Below are 19,241 nucleotides of genomic sequence, written 5' to 3' on the forward strand. Positions count from 1 at the left end.
ATTTCCTCTTGCAGGAACGCTCATCAGGCGACGAGCTGCTCCATGATACGTTGATACATACGGGCAAGCAGCTGCAGGTCGGCGGCATTAACACATTCATTAATTTTATGAATGGTGGCATTGACCGGCCCAAGTTCTACTACCTGCGCCCCCATGCGGGCAATAAAGCGCCCGTCGGATGTCCCGCCTGTAGTCAGTAACTGCGGTTTAATTTCATTATAGTGCTCAATGGCGTTGACCACTGCATCCACCAGTTTACCGCGATCCGTCAGGAACGGCTGACCGGAAAGCCACCAGTCGACGGTATAACGCAGCTGATGCTTATCCAGCAGCGCCAGCACCCGCGATTTGATCATCTCATCGTTGAGTTCGGTGCTGAACCGGAAGTTGAACTGAACAAAAAGCTCGCCGGGGATGACGTTATTGCTGCCGGTACCTGCCTGAATATTGGCAATCTGCATGCTGGTCGCGGGGAAAAATTCATTGCCCTGATCCCATTCAATGCCTACCAGTTCATTCAGCATTGGCGCAGCGCGGTGCACAGGGTTATCGGCCAGATGCGGATAGGCCACGTGTCCCTGAACCCCGTGAATTGTCAGGTTGCAGGTCAGTGAACCCCGACGCCCGTTCTTGACCACATCACCGACGATTTCGGTACTGGATGGCTCGCCGACCAGGCAATAGTCCAGTCGTTCGTTGCGGGCCATCAGCGCTTCAACCACCTTCACGGTGCCATTTTTCGCGCTGGCTTCTTCGTCAGAGGTGATTAAAAATGCCAGACGGCCTTTATGGTTAGGGTGCTGAGCGACGAAACGCTCTGCCGCGACAACCATTGCCGCCAGCGATCCTTTCATATCCGCAGCGCCGCGTCCGAACAGCAGGCCGTCGCGGATTGTTGGCTCAAATGGCGGATTGATCCAACGATCAACATCGCCGGCAGGCACGACGTCGGTGTGACCGGCAAACGCCAGCGTCTCACCGTGTCCGCGCCATGCCCAAAAATTCTGTGTGTCACCAAAATCCATTCGCTCAACGGTAAAACCTACCGCGCGCAGGCGCTCAATCATTAACGCCTGGCACCCGGCATCATCCGGGCTTAGGGAAGGACGGCGAATAAGCTGCTGTGTCAGCTCAATAACCGGGCACGACATAGACTACACCTCATTACAATCATTAAAAAACTGCATATAACTGGATTCACTAAAACCCAGCAGCATAGGCTTACCCGGTGCGCAGAGCAATGGGCGTTTGATCATTGCAGGCATTTCAATCATCAACGCGGCGGCGGCGTCCGCAGTGGTGATGTGGCTCCGCGTGGTTTCATCCAGTTTGCGCCAGGTGGTTCCGCGCGTATTGAGCAGCGCCTCCCAACCTAACTCGTTGATAAAAGACTGCATGAGTGCGTGGTCCAGACCGTCAACGCGATAATCATGGAAGCGGTACTCAATACCGCGTTCCTCCAGCCAGCGTCGGGCTTTTTTAATCGTATCGCAGTTTTTAATGCCGTAAAGGGTGACCATTTGAATCCTTATTGACGTAATTTGAATATTTATTCTTAATCTGTGTTATTGCAGATAATACATAGTGTCACTCAATCGTTATAGAAAAATATAACATTGTTGAACAACAGTGAATAATGATTCCTGAAAGTTCCAGAATCAGGGATGGCGTAAAATTCAGAATTTACTGCTTTGCATCTGACTGTTTTTCCATCAGAATTATCAAAGTCGTAGATTATGTATGAATATTTCAAAATATTGCCGTAAGTCACATAAAATTTATGGGTATAGCGCATAGTGATGACATACACCCCACACACGGGAGGATGCAATCACAACCATTGGTTAAATTGTCTTCTTTTAATGATGATGATTTCGTAGAATGCCCATAATAATAAGAGAGGTTGTTATGATTGAACGTGAACTGGGGAACTGGAAAGATTTTATCGAAGTTATGCTTCGTAAATAAATTTCTGGCAGACATCCTGATCCCGCAAGGGATAAAAAAAGGCGACTCATAATAAGTCGCCTTTTTTGTGCCCTGATTATTCCGGGCGTGGCTTCAGCGGGAAGCGCCTGCGTACCAGCACAAAAAACAGCGGCACGAAGTAAATGGCCAAAATAGTGGCGGATATCATCCCGCCCATCACGCCGGTCCCTACCGCATGCTGACCGCCGGAGCCTGCGCCGCTGCTGATGGTCATCGGCAGCACCCCGAAGATAAACGCCAGTGAGGTCATTAAAATTGGACGTAAACGCTGACGACAGGCGTGCAGTGTGGCGTCGAGCAAATCGTGTCCTTTTTCATTCATTTCATTGGCGAACTCAACAATTAATATCGCGTTTTTCGCCGACAGCCCGATAACCGTTAATAGCCCGACCTGGAAATAAACGTCGTTTTCCAGACCGCGCATCCAGGTCGCCAGCAGCGCGCCAATCACCCCCAACGGCACTACCAGCATGACGGAGAACGGTACCGACCAGCTTTCGTACAGTGCCGCCAGACACAGGAACACCACCAGCAGCGAAATAGCGTACAGGGCAGGGGCCTGAGAGCCCGAGAGCCGTTCCTGATAAGACATCGCCGTCCATTCGAGGCCAAATCCGGTCGGAAGCTGATGCACCAGCGATTCCATCACGTCCATTGCCGTCCCGGTACTGACGCCGGGCGCGGCTTCGCCGACGATCTCGACGGCAGAGTATCCGTTGTAGCGTTCCAGACGCGGTGAACCGGTTTCCCAGCGCGAGGTGGCAAACGCCGAGAACGGCACCATACCACCGCTATTGTTGCGTACGTACCACAGGTTGATGTCGTCAGGGAGCATGCGATATTTCGCCGCCGCCTGCACGTAGACTTTTTTCACACGGCCGCGGTCCATAAAGTCATTGACGTAACTGGAGCCCCAGGCCGTTTGCAGCGTGTCGTTAATATCATCGATAGAAACCCCCAACGCCTGTGCTTTGCGCTGATCGATATCAATTTGCAGCTGCGGGCTGTCGTCGAGGCCATTATGACGTACGCGGGTGAGAGAGGTGTCCTTCCCGGCAAGTTCTATCAGTTTGTCCCGTGCGGCCATTAACGCGTCATGACCCGCACCGGCGTGATCCTGCAACTCCATATCAAAACCGGCAGAGCTACCCAGGCCGCTGATGGCCGGAGCGCTGCTGGCAAATACGCGCGCCTCTTTAATCTGGTTAAACGCTTTGGTGGCGCGTTCGATAATGGCAAATGAGGTGCCGGTGGTGGCGTCACGATCGTCCCAGTCTTTTAAGCGGACAAACATGCGCGCTACGTTCTGCCCGTTCCCTCCAGGTCCAGAGCCGACGGTTGAGAAGACCGACATGATGTTGTCTTTTTCATAGGTGAAATAATACTTCTCGACTTCTTCCACCACTTTTAACGTCTGCTGCTGCGTGGAACCGCTGGGCAGCTGTACCGAGGTGGTAAACATGCCGCGGTCTTCCAGCGGCAGGAACGAGGTTGGCAGGCGCAGGAACAGGAATACCATGCCGCCGAGCAGCAAGCCGTAGATCAGGATCCAGCGCAGGCTGCGATGTAAAATTCGGGCAACGCCTTTTTCATAGCGTTCAGCATTGCGGTTAAACATGCGGTTAAACCAGCCGAAAAACCCGGTCTGACCGTGATGTTCGCCCTTGTGCAGCGGCTTGAGCAATGTGGCGCACAGGGCCGGGGTCAGGATCATCGCCACCAGCACCGACAGCACCATTGCCGAGACGATGGTTATCGAGAATTGGCGGTAAATCGCCCCGGTGGTGCCACCGAAGAAGGCCATCGGGATAAATACCGCGGACAGCACCATGGCGATACCCACCAGCGCACCCTGGATCTGCCCCATCGATTTCCGCGTGGCTTCACGCGGCGAGAGGCCTTCCTCGCTCATGATGCGCTCGACGTTCTCCACCACCACAATGGCGTCATCGACCAGCAATCCGATGGCCAGCACCATCGCAAACATCGTCAGCGTGTTGACGCTGTAGCCAAAGGCGTAGAGCACGGAGAAGGTGCCCATTAACACCACCGGGACGGCGATGGTCGGGATAAGCGTCGCACGGAAGTTTTGCAGGAACAGATACATGACGAGGAAGACCAGCGCGATGGCTTCCAGCAGCGTTTTTACCACGTCGATAATCGACGCTTTGACGAAGGAGGTGGTTTCATACGCCACCTTGTATTCCAGTCCGTGCGGGAAATATTGCGACAGCTCATTCAGGCGATTGATAACCAGATTCGCCGTCGCCATTTCATTGGCGCCAGAGGCTAATTTAACCCCCAGGCCGGAGGCCGGATTGCCGTTAAAGCGGCTGAGGTAATCGTATTTCTCTGCGCCCATTTCGACTGTGGCGACGTCGCCCAGTTTGACGTCGGAACCGTCCTGGTTCACGCGCAGCGTAATCGCGCGGAAATCGTCCGGCGTTTGTAGCAATGACTGAGCATTGATCGTCGCATTCAGCGCCTGTTTGTCCACCGAAGGCGTACCGCCAAGTTGGCCCACTGCAATTTGCGCATTTTGCGACTCGATAGCGTCGGTGACGTCTTTGGCGGTCATCTGGAAGCTGTTCAGCTTGGCCGGGTCGAGCCAGATACGCATGGAGTATTGAGAGCCGTAGGCGTCAATATCCCCCACGCCGTTAATACGGCTGAGCGGGTCCTGAATATTACTCGCCACGTAGTCGGCAATATCCTGCTTGTCCATTGAGCCGTCGGTGGAGACAAAGGCGATAGTCAGGATATTGGTATCCCCGGTTTTACGTACCGTCACCCCCTGATCCTGTACCGCCTGCGGCAGCTTACGCATCGCCGACTGCAGTTGGTTTTGTACCTGCTGTACGGCTTCGTCAGGATCGGTCCCTGCCACAAAACTGAGTGTCACCGACGCCTGGCCGGTCCCGCTGCTTTGCGACGACATATACATCAGGTTATCGAGACCGGTCATGTTCTGTTCGATAACCTGGGTCACGGTGTTTTCCAGCGTTTGTGCCGACGCGCCTGGATAGTTCGCGGTGACGCGCACGTTCGGCGGCGCCAGATCGGGATATTGCTCAACGGGCAGCGAAAAAATAGCCAGGGTTCCTGTGAGACACAACAGGATAGCTAACACCCAGGCAAAAATGGGGCGATCGATAAAAAAATTCGCCATTAAAAGGGGACCTCGTGTTTCTGCGTATATTTGTGGGTATGACCTGCTTCACTGTAGCGGCAAGGTACGAGCCAAACGTGGAGAAAAAAAGAAGATAATGTAAATTATCATACGCGTTTACAGCGTACCTTTCGTGCCAACGCCGTCTGGACTGGGTGCAGACCAGACGGCGCATTGCTGTTCTTTACGTTAGCTGACTTTCTGTCTCTGCCGATCGAAAACTAATGCTGACCAGCGTTCCGCCCCCGGAGGGTTGCGAGAAGGTCAGTGTACCGCTGAGTCTTTCTGCTCGCTCACGCATAATATTCAAACCATAGTGTCCCGCGGGTTCTTGCGGGTCACCGATACCGACGCCGTTATCGCGGATATACACGGTATGATTCCCATCCGGCGCGGTCACGCAGCTGACGGCAATTTCGCTCGCACTGGCGTGTTTAATGGCGTTCAACACTGCTTCACGAACGATCTGCAACAAGTGCACCTGCATTTGCGCATCCAGTGCCAGCGTCGGTAACCGGCAATCGAGCGTCAGTTTAGCCGAAGTTTGGTTTTGCAGCGTTTCCAGCATTTCGTGCAGGGCAGAAGGCAGATCGGCCTGCTGTAAGGTCAGTCGGAAGGTGGTGAGCAGCTCGCGCAACTGGCGATACGCATCATTCAACGCCTGGGAGAAATCGGCCATGATGCCCTGCGCCGGGGCATTATCTTCCGGAATCGAACGCTTCAGTAGCGTTAACTGAATGCGCAAATAAGACAGCACCTGCGCCAGCGAGTCGTGGAGTTCACGCGCGATGGTCGCTCGCTCTTCCATTAACAACAGTTGCTGAAAATGTTTTTGCGCCTGATTGAAGTACAGCCCGCGACCCAGCATGGTTGACACGCTATTAAGCAGCGGTGTGGACGCACTTACGTTAGGGCTTTGCCAGTGTAGTTCACCATAGACGGTCTCTTGCATGGTGACCGGCAGGATCTGCATCGGCAGGTCGGGGCTTTTCGTTCCTTCGCTGATCCGCCAGTTATCCCCGACGGTGAGTTCCAGGAAATATGCAGCGTCGTGCTCGCGAACGATCTGTAAAATATGGCGGAAGCAGTGCACGTCAATTTGGCTGGTATTCAGCGCCTGAGAGCACTGATACAGCACTTCCAGGCGGCGATTGGCTTCGTGAAGGTCGTGTGTTTTCTCCGCCACGGAGGCTTCCAGCGAGCGGTACAGTTTATGCAGTTGACTCGACATCTGGCTAAACGTCTTCGCCAGCAGCCCCAGTTCGTTGGGCAAGCCGGTATCCAGTTGGGGGATATCAAACTGACCGTGTTCAATCTGCTGGCTGGCCATCACCAGGTTATTGAGTGGACGTACTACCTGCTGGCGAATACGCCGCAAAGTAAAGAACACCAGGGTGAATATGCCGATCCCGCCCGCCAGCGATATGCCAAACACCAGCATCACTTTGCGCTCAGCATAATGCTGCAGCGCCAGAACGAAGAGGTCGATTTGATTGACATAGTTGTTGATATTGGCCTGATACCAGGGCAAATCGCCGCTTATCAGTCGGGTGTTCATTTCCAGCCAGTTCGCATGCAGACGTCCATAGCGGCTTTTTACCGCCTCTGGAACATACCAGGCGTTCAGATTTTGTAATGCCGGCGCGTTTAACGCCTGCTGGAAAAGCTGGCGATGGGCGTTGAGTTGTGGGCTTTGGCTTTGCAGGTCATACCCCAGCCGATAACTTTGCATACGCAGGGAACCGGCAATATTAATTGCCTCCGCGTCGCGCAAACTGCTGGTGAGCGTAAGCAGCGCAATGCCCGTAGAGAGAATTGACAGCAGCACGATGTAGAAAAAAGCCTTGGCTAAACTGGCCGAGACAGGACGCTTTACCGTCACTCGCACATCCTCACACAATGCGCCTCGCGCCTGGTTGCAGCCCGAACGACTCAGTGTATTTGTTAAATGTTAATAAAATCGCCATGAAACAGGATGGTAACTGAAACACAATTTCATATGCGATGAAATAAATTGATCTGCCACAGGTTCTGGATAAATAGTTGTACTTTCTGGGCAAATGGACATTGCCGCTCACTTCAGGGTCGGTTAATAACAGTCATATAAAGAATAAGGTTTTTGCAACCAAAAAAGAAGGAAGCCATGAATCGTTTTATTATGGTCAACAGCCAACAGTGCCTGGGATGCCACGCCTGTGAGGTCGCCTGTGTCATGGCGCATAACGATGAGCGGCATGTCCTGAGCCAACGGCATTTTCAGCCGCGCATTACCGTCATCAAACATCAACACCAGCGCAGTGCGGTGACTTGCCGCCACTGTGAAGACGCGCCCTGTGCCAGAAGCTGTCCGAATGGCGCAATCAATCATGACAATGACAGCGTGCAGGTGAACGCGAAAAAGTGTATTGGCTGTAAATCCTGCGTTGTTGCCTGTCCTTTTGGCACGATGCAGATCGTACTGACTCCCGTGGCGAAAGGAAAGGTGAAAGCGACCGCGCATAAGTGCGATTTGTGTCAGGGGCGGGAAGAAGGACCGGCCTGCGTTGAGAACTGTCCGGCGCAGGCGCTACAGCAGGTGACTGAAAGCTCACTTGCCGGTCTTTCAAAAGCACGCAGGCTGCGCGCAGCCAGTCAGGAGTGTCAACCCTGGCATGCGATTGCCAGCGGAGTGACGCAGCATGTCACCAGTAAAGTTGAACAAATGCGGGCCACGCCCCCGCGCGGTGAGCCCGATAAACTGCCGATTGAAGCCCGTAAAACCAGCTTTGATGAAATTTATTTGCCGTTCCGCACGGCGCAGGCTGAACGGGAAGCCTCCCGCTGCCTGAAGTGTGGCGAGCACAGTATTTGTGAGTGGACGTGCCCGCTGCACAACCATATTCCACAGTGGATCGAACTGGTGAAAGCCGGAAACATTGACGCAGCGGTTGAGCTTTCGCACCAGACCAACTGTCTGCCGGAAATTACCGGACGCGTCTGTCCGCAGGACCGGCTCTGCGAAGGGGCTTGTACGGTACGTGATGAACACGGTGCGGTCACCATTGGCAATATTGAACGTTACATCTCCGATCGCGCGTTGAGCAAAGGGTGGAGACCGGACCTAAGTCATGTACAGAAAGTCGATAAACGCGTCGCCATTATCGGTGCGGGTCCGGCGGGGCTGGCTTGTGCGGATGTGTTAGCCCGCAACGGCGTTAGCACCACCGTCTTCGATCGCCATCCTGAAATTGGCGGCTTACTGACGTTTGGTATTCCGGCCTTCAAACTGGATAAATCATTGCTGGCGCGCCGTCGTGAAATCTTCAGTGCCATGGGTATTCATTTCGAGCTGAACTGCGAAGTCGGCAAGGACGTGACGCTGGCTGCGTTGCTGGAAGACTACGATGCGGTGTTCGTGGGCGTCGGGACCTATCGTTCGATGAAAGCGGATCTGCCGAATGAAGACGCCCCCGGTGTGTATGACGCGCTACCGTTCCTGATTGCCAATACCAAGCAGGTGATGGGACTGGATGAACTGCCAGAGGAGCCGTTTATTGACACCGCCGGACTTAACGTCGTTGTCCTCGGCGGCGGCGATACGGCCATGGACTGCGTGCGTACCGCGCTGCGCCACGGGGCAAGCCAGGTCACCTGCGCTTACCGTCGGGATGAAGCCAACATGCCCGGCTCGAAAAAAGAGGTCAAAAATGCCCGCGAAGAGGGGGCTAACTTTGAATTTAACGTCCAGCCGGTTGAGCTGGTGCTGAATGCTGAAGGGCGCGTCAGCGGCGTGCGTTTCTTACGCACCCAACTCGGTGAACCTGATGCGCAGGGGCGGCAGCGTCCGGTTCCCATCGCCGGGAGTGAATTTGTGATGCCTGCAGATGCGGTGATCATGGCGTTTGGTTTTCATCCGCACGGCATGCCATGGCTGGAGGCGCACGGTGTGAAGGTTGATAGCTGGGGGCGGATCGCTGCGGACGTTGAGAGCGCTTACCGTTATCAAACCACGAACCCGAAGATTTTTGCCGGGGGGGATGCGGTGCGCGGAGCCGATCTGGTGGTGACGGCCATGGCGGAAGGGCGTCATGCCGCACAGGGGATCGTCGACTGGCTGGGTATAAAATCAGTTAAATCTCACTAATCAGCGGGTAGGCCGGATAAAACGCGTTAGCGTTGCCATCCGGCAATGTGCCGTATGTAGGTCTGATGGCGCTTCGCTTATCAGGCCTACATTGTTCTAAGACAAACCCGGTTTCACGGCGTAGTATTATTGCTCACTTCTCTCCGTGGAGCCGGTATGTCGCAAAAAATTACCCTCATCAAAGACAAAGTCCTTTCCGATAACTACTTCATCCTGCGCAATATTACCTATGAACTGACCCGTAGCAACGGCGAGGTCATCCGCCACAAACGCGAGGTTTACGATCGCGGTAACGGGGCCACCATCCTGCTGTATAACCCGGAGAAAAAGACCGTGGTGTTGATCCGCCAGTTTCGCGTCGCGACCTGGGTCAACGGTAACGAAAGCGGACAGCTAATAGAAACCTGCGCCGGACTGCTGGACAACGACGAGCCGGAAGCCTGCATTCGCAAAGAGGCGATAGAAGAGACCGGCTATGAAGTGGGTGAGGTGCGTAAACTGTTTGAGTTGTACATGTCGCCGGGCGGCGTGACCGAATTAATCCACTTTTTTATCGCGCAATACAGTGACAGCCAGCGGGCGAATGCTGGCGGCGGCGTTGAAGATGAAGATATTGAGGTTCTGGAGCTCCCCTTCACGCAGACGCTGGAGATGATCAAAACCGGTGAGATCCGAGATGGTAAAACGGTGCTATTGCTGAACTATTTGCAGTCGTCACATCTCATGGACTCATGATCGGGATTTATATTTCTTTACAAAATAACGGCCAATCCGACGATTCTGATTGAGCCTCATCAATCGCGCAAGGAAGATACGGCTCAGGTTGTTGGTTTTGACTTCGGGGTTGTACCGTCCATGCGCTATCGCGTTATTTTCATCTTTCTGCTCGGTTTGCTGCCGGTCCGCTTTTTGTGGGCGGCTCCTGCGCAGCAGGCATTTTCCGACTGGCAGGTGACCTGCAATAACCAGAATTTTTGCGTGGCGCGCAATACCGGTGAACATCACGGCCTGGTGATGACCCTAAGCCGCAGCGCCGGGGCGCATACCGACGCGGTGTTGCGCATCGAACTGGGGGGACTGGACTCCCCCGATGCCAAAGAGGCAGATATTGCGCCGCGTTTGCTGCTCGACGGCGCACCGCTGCCGTTGACCGGTGAACACTGGAATATAACGCCCTGGCATCTGATGACTGACGATCCTGTCACCATTAGCGCCTTTTTACAGACCGTGCAAAACGCGCAGGCTATTACCCTGCAAAAAGGGGGGCAAACCCTGTCGCTGACAGGACTGAAAGCCGCGCTGTTGTTTATTGACGCACAGCAAAAACGTGTAGGCAGTGAAACCGCCTGGATACAAAAAGGTGACGAGCCGCCGCTCAGCGTGCCGCCGGCACCCGCCCTGAAAGGTGTGGCCATCGTGAATCCCACGCCAACGCCGCTGTCTGAACAAGAACGCAACGACCTACTGGATTACGGGAACTGGCGGATAAACGGGTTGCGTTGTTCGCTCGACCCGATGCGTCGTGAGGTGCGGGTGTCTGCGTTAACGGACGACAAAGCGCTGCTGATGATCGGCTGTGAGGCCGGGGCATATAACACCATCGATTTGGCATGGATTGTGTCCCGCAGCAAACCGCTGACCTCCCGCTCCGTGCGGTTGAGTCTGCCGTTTAAAACGGATGCAGAAAGCAATGATATGGAGTTGACCAATGCTGCGTTCGATGAAAAATCGCGCGAGCTGATTACGCTCGCCAAGGGCCGAGGTTTGTCGGACTGCGGTATCCAGACTCGCTGGCGTTTTGACGGCCAGCGTTTTCGTCTGGTGCGTTATGCGCAGGAGCCAAGCTGTGATAACTGGCATGGCCCCGACGCCTGGCCCACATTGTGGATCACCCGTTAAGCACCTTATGTGCTTTTTCGACAATGTTCTCCACCGTAAAGCCGAAAAACGGGAATAATTTGTCCGCCGGGGCGGATTCCCCATAGCCGGTCATGCCGACAATCGCACCTTTCAGACCGACGTATTTGTACCAGTAATCGGCAATGCCCGCTTCGACCGCCACGCGCGCGCTGACGTTTGCTGGCAGGACCGATTCACGGTATGCCTCGTCCTGGGCGTCGAAGATATCCGTTGAGGGCAGGGAGACCACGCGAACGTTGCGCCCTTCCCCCGTCAATTTCTCCGCCGCCAGCAGGGTGATCTCCATTTCTGACCCGGTAGCAATCAGGATAATATCCGGCTTCCCCCCGCCGTCTTTCAGCACGTAGCCGCCGCGGGCAATCTCTTTGACCTGCTCAGGCGTGCGTTCAACCTGTGCCAGGTTCTGCCTGGAAAGGATCAGCGCCGTGGGACCGTTATGGCGCTCAACAGCCAGTTTCCAGCCTACCGCCGCTTCGACCTGATCGCACGGACGCCAGGTGCTGAAGTTGGGCGTCAGGCGCAGGCTGGCGAGCTGCTCTACCGCCTGGTGAGTCGGACCGTCTTCCCCCAGACCAATCGAGTCGTGGGTATAGACCATGATCTGTCGGGCCTTCATTAATGCTGCCATGCGTGCGGCGTTACGGGCGTATTCGACAAACATCAGGAAGGTGGCTGTATACGGGACAAAACCGCCATGATGGGCGATGCCGTTGGCAATGGCGGTCATGCCAAATTCACGCACGCCGTAGTGAATGTAATTCCCGGCCGGGTCGTCTTTCAGCGAGGTTGAGCCTTTCCAGATAGTCAGGTTGCTGGGGGCGAGATCGGCAGAGCCGCCAAGCAGCTCGGGCAGCATCGGGCCATACACGTTGAGGGTGTTTTGCGATGCCTTACGGGTGGCAATTTTTGCCGGATTAGCCTGCAATTCGCGAATGTATTTCTCGGTACTCTTTTCCCACTCTTTTGGCAGCCCACCACGCATCCGGCGGGTAAACTCTGCTGCCAGTTCAGGATGTGCTTGCTGGTACGCGGAGAAGGTCGTATTCCAGTCCTGTTGGGCTTTTTCGCCTTTTTCCCGCGCGTCCCAGGCCCGATAAATCTCTTTGGGGATGTGAAAGGCGGGATGATGCCAGCCCAGCTTCTGGCGGGTCAGCGCCACTTCTTCTTCACCCAATGCCGCGCCGTGCGCCTCTTCTTTCCCGGCCTTATTCGGCGAACCAAAGCCAATTACCGTCCGACAGATAATGAGTGATGGCTTATCGGTCACGCTTTGGGCTTCCAGAATGGCTTTCTTCACCGCTTCAGGATCGTGCCCGTCTATCTCGTGTACCACATGCCAGTGATACGCTTCAAAGCGCTTCGCGGTATCGTCGGTAAACCAGCCTTTGGTTTCGCCATCAATAGAGATGCCGTTGTGGTCGTAAAAGCCGATCAGCTTGCCCAGTCCCAGCGTCCCCGCCAGCGAACAGACTTCGTGGGAAATCCCTTCCATCAGGCAGCCGTCGCCCATAAAAACATAGGTGAAATGGCTGACAATCTCATGGCCCGGTTGATTAAACTGCGCGGCCAGCGTTCGTTCGGCCACCGCCAGCCCGACGGCGTTCGCCAGGCCCTGACCCAACGGCCCGGTGGTGGTTTCCACGCCCGGCGTGTAGCCCAGTTCCGGGTGCCCGGGCGTTTTTGAATGCAGCTGGCGGAAGTTCTTTAACTCGTCCAACGGCAGGTCGTAACCGGAAAGATGCAGCAGGCTGTAAAGCAGCATAGAGGCGTGACCGTTGGACAAAATAAACCGGTCACGATCGTACCAGTGAGGATCGCTCGGGTTATGGCGGAGAAAATCGTTCCACAGCACTTCGGCAATATCGGCCATGCCCATCGGTGCGCCGGGATGGCCTGAGTTGGCTTTCTGGACCGCATCCATACTCAGCGCACGAATGGCATTGGCAAGCTCTTTACGGGTCATAGGAAATACTCCTTGAAAAGTAAAGTGTTAGAGCGTGTGTTAATTCACACTTTTGGAGAATTTGCAGGCGTTGTCAGCAAAAAGCATAGCAGACAGGCATGGTATTGCTGGCTTAAGCAGGTAACATGGCTGTTATAAATTGATAACAAATTCTTTCTTTGAGTAGTGAGAGTTTGGCGACCTTCAAAGTTTGCACCGCTGACTGAGGTGATAATGTGCGGCTCTGCAAAAGGGTTACCTGCGCCACTTTATTGATCGATACGTGAAAGGAACAACAAGATGGATGACCAGTTAAGACAAAGCGCCCTCGATTTCCACGAGTTTCCAGTACCCGGCAAAATTCAGGTTTCGCCAACCAAACCCCTTGCCACCCAACGTGACCTGGCGCTGGCCTATTCACCCGGTGTTGCCGCCCCGTGTCTGGAGATTGAAAAAGACCCGCTGGCAGCCTACAAATACACCGCGCGTGGCAACCTGGTGGCGGTGATTTCCAACGGTACTGCGGTACTGGGGCTGGGCAACATTGGTGCGCTGGCCGGTAAACCGGTGATGGAAGGGAAAGGCGTTCTGTTTAAGAAATTTGCCGGGATTGACGTGTTCGATATTGAAGTCGACGAACTCGATCCGGATAAATTTATTAACGTGGTGGCGGCCCTTGAGCCGACGTTTGGCGGCATCAACCTCGAAGATATCAAAGCGCCGGAATGCTTCTACATAGAGCAAAAACTGCGTGAGCGCATGAATATTCCGGTATTTCATGACGACCAGCACGGCACGGCTATCATCAGCACCGCTGCGATCCTCAACGGTCTGCGGGTGGTGGAGAAGAATATCTCTGATGTGCGTATGGTGGTGTCCGGTGCGGGGGCGGCGGCGATTGCCTGTATGAACCTGCTGGTGGCGCTGGGCATGCAGAAGCACAATATCGTGGTCTGCGACTCCAAAGGCGTGATTTACAAAGATCGCGAACCAAATATGGCTGAAACCAAAGCAGCCTACGCGGTGGAAGATGACGGCAAGCGTACACTGGATGACGTGATTGACGGGGCTGACATCTTCCTTGGCTGTTCCGGCCCGAAAGTGCTGAGCCAGGAGATGGTCAAGAAAATGGCGCGTGCGCCGATGATTCTGGCGCTGGCCAACCCGGAACCGGAAATTCTGCCGCCGCTGGCGAAAGAAGTTCGTTCCGATGCCATTATTTGTACCGGTCGCTCCGACTACCCGAACCAGGTCAACAACGTCCTGTGCTTCCCGTTCATCTTCCGCGGTGCGCTGGACGTGGGTGCCACTGCAATCAACGAAGAGATGAAGCTGGCGGCGGTACATGCTATTGCGGAACTGGCGCATGCTGAGCAGAGCGAAGTGGTGGCCTCCGCCTATGGCGATCAGGACCTGAGCTTTGGCCCGGAATACATCATTCCTAAGCCGTTTGACCCGCGTCTGATTGTCAAAATTGCACCGGCGGTGGCGAAAGCGGCCATGGACTCCGGCGTGGCAACGCGCCCGATTGCCGACTTTGATGCGTACATCGATAAGCTGAGTGAGTTTGTCTACAAAACCAACCTGTTCATGAAGCCGATTTTCTCGCTGGCACGCAAAGCGCCGAAGCGCGTGGTGCTGACGGAAGGGGAAGAGGCGCGCGTGCTGCATGCGACCCAGGAATTGATCACCTTAGGTCTGGCGAAGCCGATCCTGATTGGCCGTCCGAGCGTGATCGAAATGCGCATCCAGAAACTGGGGCTGCAGATCAAAGCCGGTGTTGATTTTGAGATCGTCAACAACGAATCCGATCCGCGCTTCAAAGAGTACTGGAGTGAGTATTATCAGATCATGAAGCGCCGGGGGATCACCCAGGAGCAGGCGCAGCGTGCGGTGATTGCCAACACCACGGTGATTGGTGCGATCATGGTGCAACGCGGTGAAGCGGATGCGATGATCTGCGGCACGATTGGCGACTATCACGAGCATTTCAGCGTGGTGAAAGCGGTATTTGGTCACCGCGACGGTGTGCATACGGCGGGGGCGATGAACGCGCTGTTGCTGCCAAGCGGCAACACCTTTATCGCCGATACCTACGTTAACGATGACCCGACGCCGGATCAACTGGCGGAAATCGCCGTGATGGCGGCCGAAACCGTACGGCGTTTTGGTATCGAACCGAAGGTGGCATTGCTGTCGCACTCCAACTTTGGCTCTTCCAACTGTCCGTCGGCCAGCAAAATGCGCGCAGCGCTGGAGCTTATCAAGGCGCGTGCGCCAGAACTGATGATCGACGGTGAGATGCACGGTGATGCCGCGCTGGTAGAAAGCATTCGTAACGATCGGATGCCGGACAGTCCGCTGAAAGGCTCCGCCAATATTCTGGTGATGCCGAATATGGAAGCGGCGCGTATTAGTTACAACTTACTACGCGTGTCCAGCTCTGAAGGCGTAACGGTCGGCCCGGTGCTGATGGGTGTGGCGAAACCGGTTCATGTATTAACGCCGATCGCCTCTGTTCGTCGTATCGTGAATATGGTGGCGCTGGCGGTTGTAGAAGCGCAAACACAACCGCTGTAATTTCACTTTAATTAATTCTGGCGCGGGTTTCTCCCGCGCCTTTTTATTTTCCCTTTCTTAGTGATCTCCCTCACCTTTTAAACCTGGTTGCCGAATTTTGTTATTTACTCTGACGAAAAATTGCCACGATGGGGTCAGTTTTAGCAGAGGCGGTGAGCAATGGAAAAAGAACGCATCATCCAGGAATTTGTGCCGGGGAAACAGGTCACGCTGGCGCATCTGATAGCGCACCCCGGCGAAGAGTTGGCGAAAAAGATCGGCGTTCCCGAGTCTGGCGCGATCGGCATCATGACCTTAACGCCGGGTGAAACGGCGATGATTGCCGGTGATTTAGCCATGAAGGCGGCGGATGTACATATCGGCTTTCTCGATAGATTCAGCGGCGCGCTGGTGATCTACGGCTCTGTAGGTGCAGTGGAAGAGGCGTTGCTCCAGACGGTGAGCGGTCTGGGCCGGTTATTAAATTTCACTTTGTGCAACCTGACAAAAAGTTAATCAGAGGCGGCGATGAAACGTATTGCGTTTGTCGGTACGGTGGGGGCGGGAAAAACCACGCTCTTTAATGCGCTCCAGGGGAATTATTCCCTCGCCAGAAAAACACAGGCTGTCGAGTTTAATGAAAACGGCGATATCGACACTCCGGGAGAATATTTTAGCCATCCGCGCTGGTATCACGCCTTAATTACCACGCTGCAGGATGTTGATACGTTGATTTATATACACGCGGCAAATGATTTAGAAAGTCGCTTACCTGCCGGGCTGTTGGATATCGGCGCCAGTAAACGACAAATCGCCGTTATCAGCAAAACGGATGTGCCGGATGCCAATGTCGCCGCAACGCGACAATTACTTCGCGGGATAGGGTTTCAGGAGCCGATTTTTGAGCTCAATAGCCATGACCCAAGCAGTGTGCAGCACCTGGTGGATTATCTGACTGAGCTCAGCCAAAAGGAGGAAAGGGCAGGTGAAAAAACTCATCACAGCTAACGATATTCGTGCGGCCCACGCACGCGGTGAACAGGACGTATCGGTTGTTCTGCGCGCCAGTATCATCACCCCGGAAGCACGCGAAGTTGCGGCGCTGCTGGGCGTCACTATCACTGAATGCGATGAATCCGCGCCGGCAGCCGTATCAACGTCTACGGCAGCACCAACTGCGGCGGATGACGGCAAAACGGAAAGCCAGCGTATTCGCGAAACCATCATTGCGCAGTTACCGGAAGGACAGTTTACCGAAAGCCTGGTCGCGCAGCTGATGGACAAAGTGATGAAGGAGAAACAGTCGCTGGAGCAGGGCGGAATGCAGCCCAGCTTTGCCTCGGTGACCGGCAAAGGTGGCGTCAAAGTCATTGACGGCAGCAGCGTCAAGTTTGGCCGTTTTGATGGCGCCCAGCCGCACTGTGTCGGCTTAACCGACTTAGTTACTGACCAGGACGGGAGCAGCATGGCCGCCGGGTTTATGCAGTGGGATAACGCATTTTTCCCATGGACGCTGAACTACGACGAAATTGACATGATTCTGGAAGGCGAGCTGCACGTTCGTCATGAAGGCGAAACCATGATTGCGAAGGCCGGGGATGTGATGTTTATCCCGAAAGGTTCCAGCATTGAGTTTGGTACGCCGACGACGGTGAAGTTCCTGTATGTGGCCTGGCCTGCGAACTGGCAGTCCTGCTAAGGCGGATGTATGAAGGATTTCATTACCGAAGCATGGCTCAGAGCGAATCATACGCTTAGCGAAGGGGCTGAAATTCATCTCCCCGCTGATGCTCGCCTGACGCCGTCTGCCCGGGAGTTGCTGGACAGTCGTCGACTGCGCATTAAGTTTATCGATGAGCAGGGAAGCCTGTTTATCGACGACGAGCAGCAGCAACCGCAGCCGGTGCATGGTTTAACCAGCAGCGATGCACACCCGCAGGCAAGCTGCGAGCTGTGTCATCAACCGGTGGCGAAGAAACCTGACACGCTGACGCATCTGACAGCGGACAAAATGGTCGCCAAAAGTGACCCGCGCCTGGGATTTCGCGCGGCGCTGGACAGCACCATTGCGCTGGCCGTGTGGTTACAGATTGAGCTGGCCGAACCGTGGCAGCCGTGGCTGGCGGATATCCGCTCGCGCTTAGGCAACATTATGCGCGCCGACGCCATGGACGAACCTCTGGATGCGCAGGCCATTGTTGGCTTAAGCGACGGAGATTTACACCGGCTCTCGCATCAACCGCTGCGCTACCTGGACCACGACCATCTGGTGCCGGAAGCCAGCCACGGTCGTGATGCTGCACTGCTTAATTTGCTGCGCACCAAAGTCCGTGAAACGGAAACGGTGGCGGCGCAGGTGTTTATCACCCGTGGTTTTGATGTGTTGCGACCAGACATCCTGCAGGCGCTAAACCGTCTTTCGAGTACGGTTTACGTAATGATGATTTTGAGCGTGGCGAAGCATCCACTGAGCGTCAGCCAAATCCAACAGCGATTAGGGGAGAAGTCATGATCATTGAACGCGCTCGCCAACTCGCCAAACGTTCACCTGCTCGGGTGGTGTTCCCGGATGCGCTGGATGTCCGAGTGCTGAAAGCGGCGAACTACCTGCATCAGCACGGTCTGGCTCGCCCTATTCTCGTCGCCAGCCCATTTGCATTGCGCCAGTTTGCCCTCAGTCACCGCGTGGCAATGGACGGTATTCAGGTTGTCGATCCGCAAAGCAATGTGCAAATGCGTGAAGAATTTGCCCTGCGCTGGCTGGCCCGTGCGGGCGAAAAAACGCCGCCGGATGCGCGGGAAAAACTCAACGATCCGCTGATGTTTGCCGCCGCGATGGTCAGTGCAGGTAAAGCCGATGTCTGTATTGCCGGCAACCTGTCGTCAACGGCAAACGTGCTGCGCGCAGGGTTGCGTATCATTGGCTTACAGCCGGGTTGCAAAACGCTGTCGTCGATTTTCCTGATGCTGCCGCAGTATCTCGGACCGTCATTAGGATTTGCCGACTGTAGCGTGGTGCCGCAGCCGACCGCCGCACAGCTGGCGGATATTGCCATCGCCAGCGCGGAAACTTGGCAGGCGATTACCGGTGAAGAGCCGCGAGTGGCCATGCTGTCGTTTTCCAGTAACGGCAGTGCCCGTCATCCCAACGTCGCTAACGTGCAGCAGGCGACGGACATCGTTCGTGAACGCGCGCCGCAGCTTACCGTCGACGGTGAACTGCAGTTTGATGCCGCTTTTGTACCGGATGTCGCCGCGCAAAAAGCGCCCGCCAGTCCGCTACAGGGCAATGCCAATGTGATGGTTTTCCCGTCGCTGGAGGCAGGCAATATTGGTTATAAAATCGCCCAGCGCCTGGGAGGGTATCGTGCCGTAGGCCCCTTAATTCAGGGACTTGCCGCACCGCTTCACGACCTCTCTCGCGGCTGTAGCGTGCAGGAAATTATCGAACTGGCGTTGGTGGCAGCTGTGCCGCGCCAGACTGAAATGAGTCGTGAAAGCGCCTCGCAAACACTGGTTGTTTAGGTCCCGTTCTGGAC

Annotated in this window: 15 protein-coding genes; 10 read left to right on the forward strand and 5 right to left on the reverse strand. The window is 55.0% G+C overall.

Going from position 1 to position 19,241, the window contains the following annotated elements:
• Nucleotides 1–23: 23 nt before the first annotated feature.
• Nucleotides 24–1,151: a succinyl-diaminopimelate desuccinylase gene (gene dapE / locus FCH32_RS00585; protein ID WP_096756207.1), complete on the reverse strand. Its 1,128-nt coding sequence runs from the start codon at nt 1,149–1,151 to the stop codon at nt 24–26.
• 3 nt (nt 1,152–1,154) lie between these two features.
• A complete protein-coding gene (locus FCH32_RS00590) occupies nt 1,155–1,520 on the reverse strand; it encodes an ArsC family reductase (RefSeq protein ID WP_137399763.1) in 366 nt (121 codons plus the stop codon).
• A gap of 388 nt (nt 1,521–1,908) precedes the next feature.
• Here FCH32_RS00590 and ypfM point away from each other — a divergent pair, with 388 nt between their 5' ends.
• A complete protein-coding gene (ypfM, locus tag FCH32_RS00595; protein WP_001386977.1) occupies nt 1,909–1,968 on the forward strand; it encodes a protein YpfM in 60 nt (19 codons plus the stop codon).
• A gap of 76 nt (nt 1,969–2,044) precedes the next feature.
• On the opposite strand, the gene acrD is transcribed toward ypfM, so the two are convergent.
• Both acrD and narQ read right to left on the reverse strand, forming a co-directional pair.
• Nucleotides 2,045–5,158: a multidrug efflux RND transporter permease AcrD gene (gene acrD / locus FCH32_RS00600; RefSeq protein ID WP_174360312.1), complete on the reverse strand. Its 3,114-nt coding sequence runs from the start codon at nt 5,156–5,158 to the stop codon at nt 2,045–2,047.
• Nucleotides 5,159–5,342: 184 nt separating this feature from the next.
• Nucleotides 5,343–7,040 carry a nitrate/nitrite two-component system sensor histidine kinase NarQ gene (gene narQ / locus FCH32_RS00605; protein WP_174360313.1) on the reverse strand — a complete coding sequence of 566 codons (1,698 nt, stop codon included), beginning with the start codon at nt 7,038–7,040 and terminating at the stop codon, nt 5,343–5,345.
• A gap of 261 nt (nt 7,041–7,301) precedes the next feature.
• On the opposite strand from narQ, the gene aegA reads away from it, so the two are divergent.
• From aegA to FCH32_RS00620, 3 genes are all read left to right on the forward strand, one after another.
• Nucleotides 7,302–9,281, forward strand: coding sequence for a formate-dependent uric acid utilization protein AegA (gene aegA, locus FCH32_RS00610; RefSeq protein ID WP_174360314.1), 1,980 nt, complete (start codon nt 7,302–7,304; stop codon nt 9,279–9,281).
• Nucleotides 9,282–9,437: 156 nt separating this feature from the next.
• Nucleotides 9,438–10,016: a GDP-mannose pyrophosphatase NudK gene (gene nudK, locus FCH32_RS00615; RefSeq protein WP_174360315.1), complete on the forward strand. Its 579-nt coding sequence runs from the start codon at nt 9,438–9,440 to the stop codon at nt 10,014–10,016.
• 120 nt (nt 10,017–10,136) lie between these two features.
• Complete coding sequence (locus FCH32_RS00620) at nt 10,137–11,180, forward strand: DUF1176 domain-containing protein (RefSeq protein WP_174360316.1); 1,044 nt, start codon at nt 10,137–10,139, stop codon at nt 11,178–11,180.
• Here FCH32_RS00620 and tkt read toward each other — a convergent pair.
• A complete protein-coding gene (gene tkt / locus FCH32_RS00625; protein WP_115257812.1) occupies nt 11,170–13,164 on the reverse strand; it encodes a transketolase in 1,995 nt (664 codons plus the stop codon). The two genes, FCH32_RS00620 and tkt, sit on opposite strands and share 11 nt — an antisense overlap.
• Nucleotides 13,165–13,443: 279 nt before the next feature.
• Between tkt and maeB the strand changes: the two genes are divergently transcribed.
• From maeB to pta, 6 genes are all read left to right on the forward strand, one after another.
• Nucleotides 13,444–15,723 (forward strand): NADP-dependent oxaloacetate-decarboxylating malate dehydrogenase, encoded by a 2,280-nt coding sequence (maeB, locus tag FCH32_RS00630; RefSeq protein ID WP_096756215.1) that lies wholly within the window; start codon nt 13,444–13,446, stop codon nt 15,721–15,723.
• A 159-nt stretch (nt 15,724–15,882) separates the two neighbouring features.
• Entirely contained in the window at nt 15,883–16,218 is a 336-nt protein-coding gene (gene eutS, locus FCH32_RS00635; protein ID WP_096756222.1) for an ethanolamine utilization microcompartment protein EutS, read from the forward strand.
• Nucleotides 16,219–16,230: 12 nt separating this feature from the next.
• A complete protein-coding gene (gene eutP, locus FCH32_RS00640; RefSeq protein WP_096756223.1) occupies nt 16,231–16,710 on the forward strand; it encodes an ethanolamine utilization acetate kinase EutP in 480 nt (159 codons plus the stop codon).
• Nucleotides 16,688–17,401: an ethanolamine utilization acetate kinase EutQ gene (gene eutQ / locus FCH32_RS00645; protein WP_117343542.1), complete on the forward strand. Its 714-nt coding sequence runs from the start codon at nt 16,688–16,690 to the stop codon at nt 17,399–17,401. Before eutP ends, eutQ begins: the two co-directional genes overlap by 23 nt.
• Nucleotides 17,402–17,410: 9 nt before the next feature.
• Complete coding sequence (gene eutT / locus FCH32_RS00650; RefSeq protein WP_137361928.1) at nt 17,411–18,214, forward strand: ethanolamine utilization cob(I)yrinic acid a,c-diamide adenosyltransferase EutT; 804 nt, start codon at nt 17,411–17,413, stop codon at nt 18,212–18,214.
• Entirely contained in the window at nt 18,211–19,227 is a 1,017-nt protein-coding gene (gene pta / locus FCH32_RS00655; protein WP_096756226.1) for a phosphate acetyltransferase, read from the forward strand. The genes eutT and pta overlap by 4 nt, the downstream gene beginning before the upstream one ends.
• The last annotated feature ends 14 nt before the right edge of the window (nt 19,228–19,241 follow it).

Source organism: Citrobacter gillenii (genome assembly GCF_013337685.1).
Classification (GTDB): domain Bacteria; phylum Pseudomonadota; class Gammaproteobacteria; order Enterobacterales; family Enterobacteriaceae; genus Citrobacter; species Citrobacter gillenii.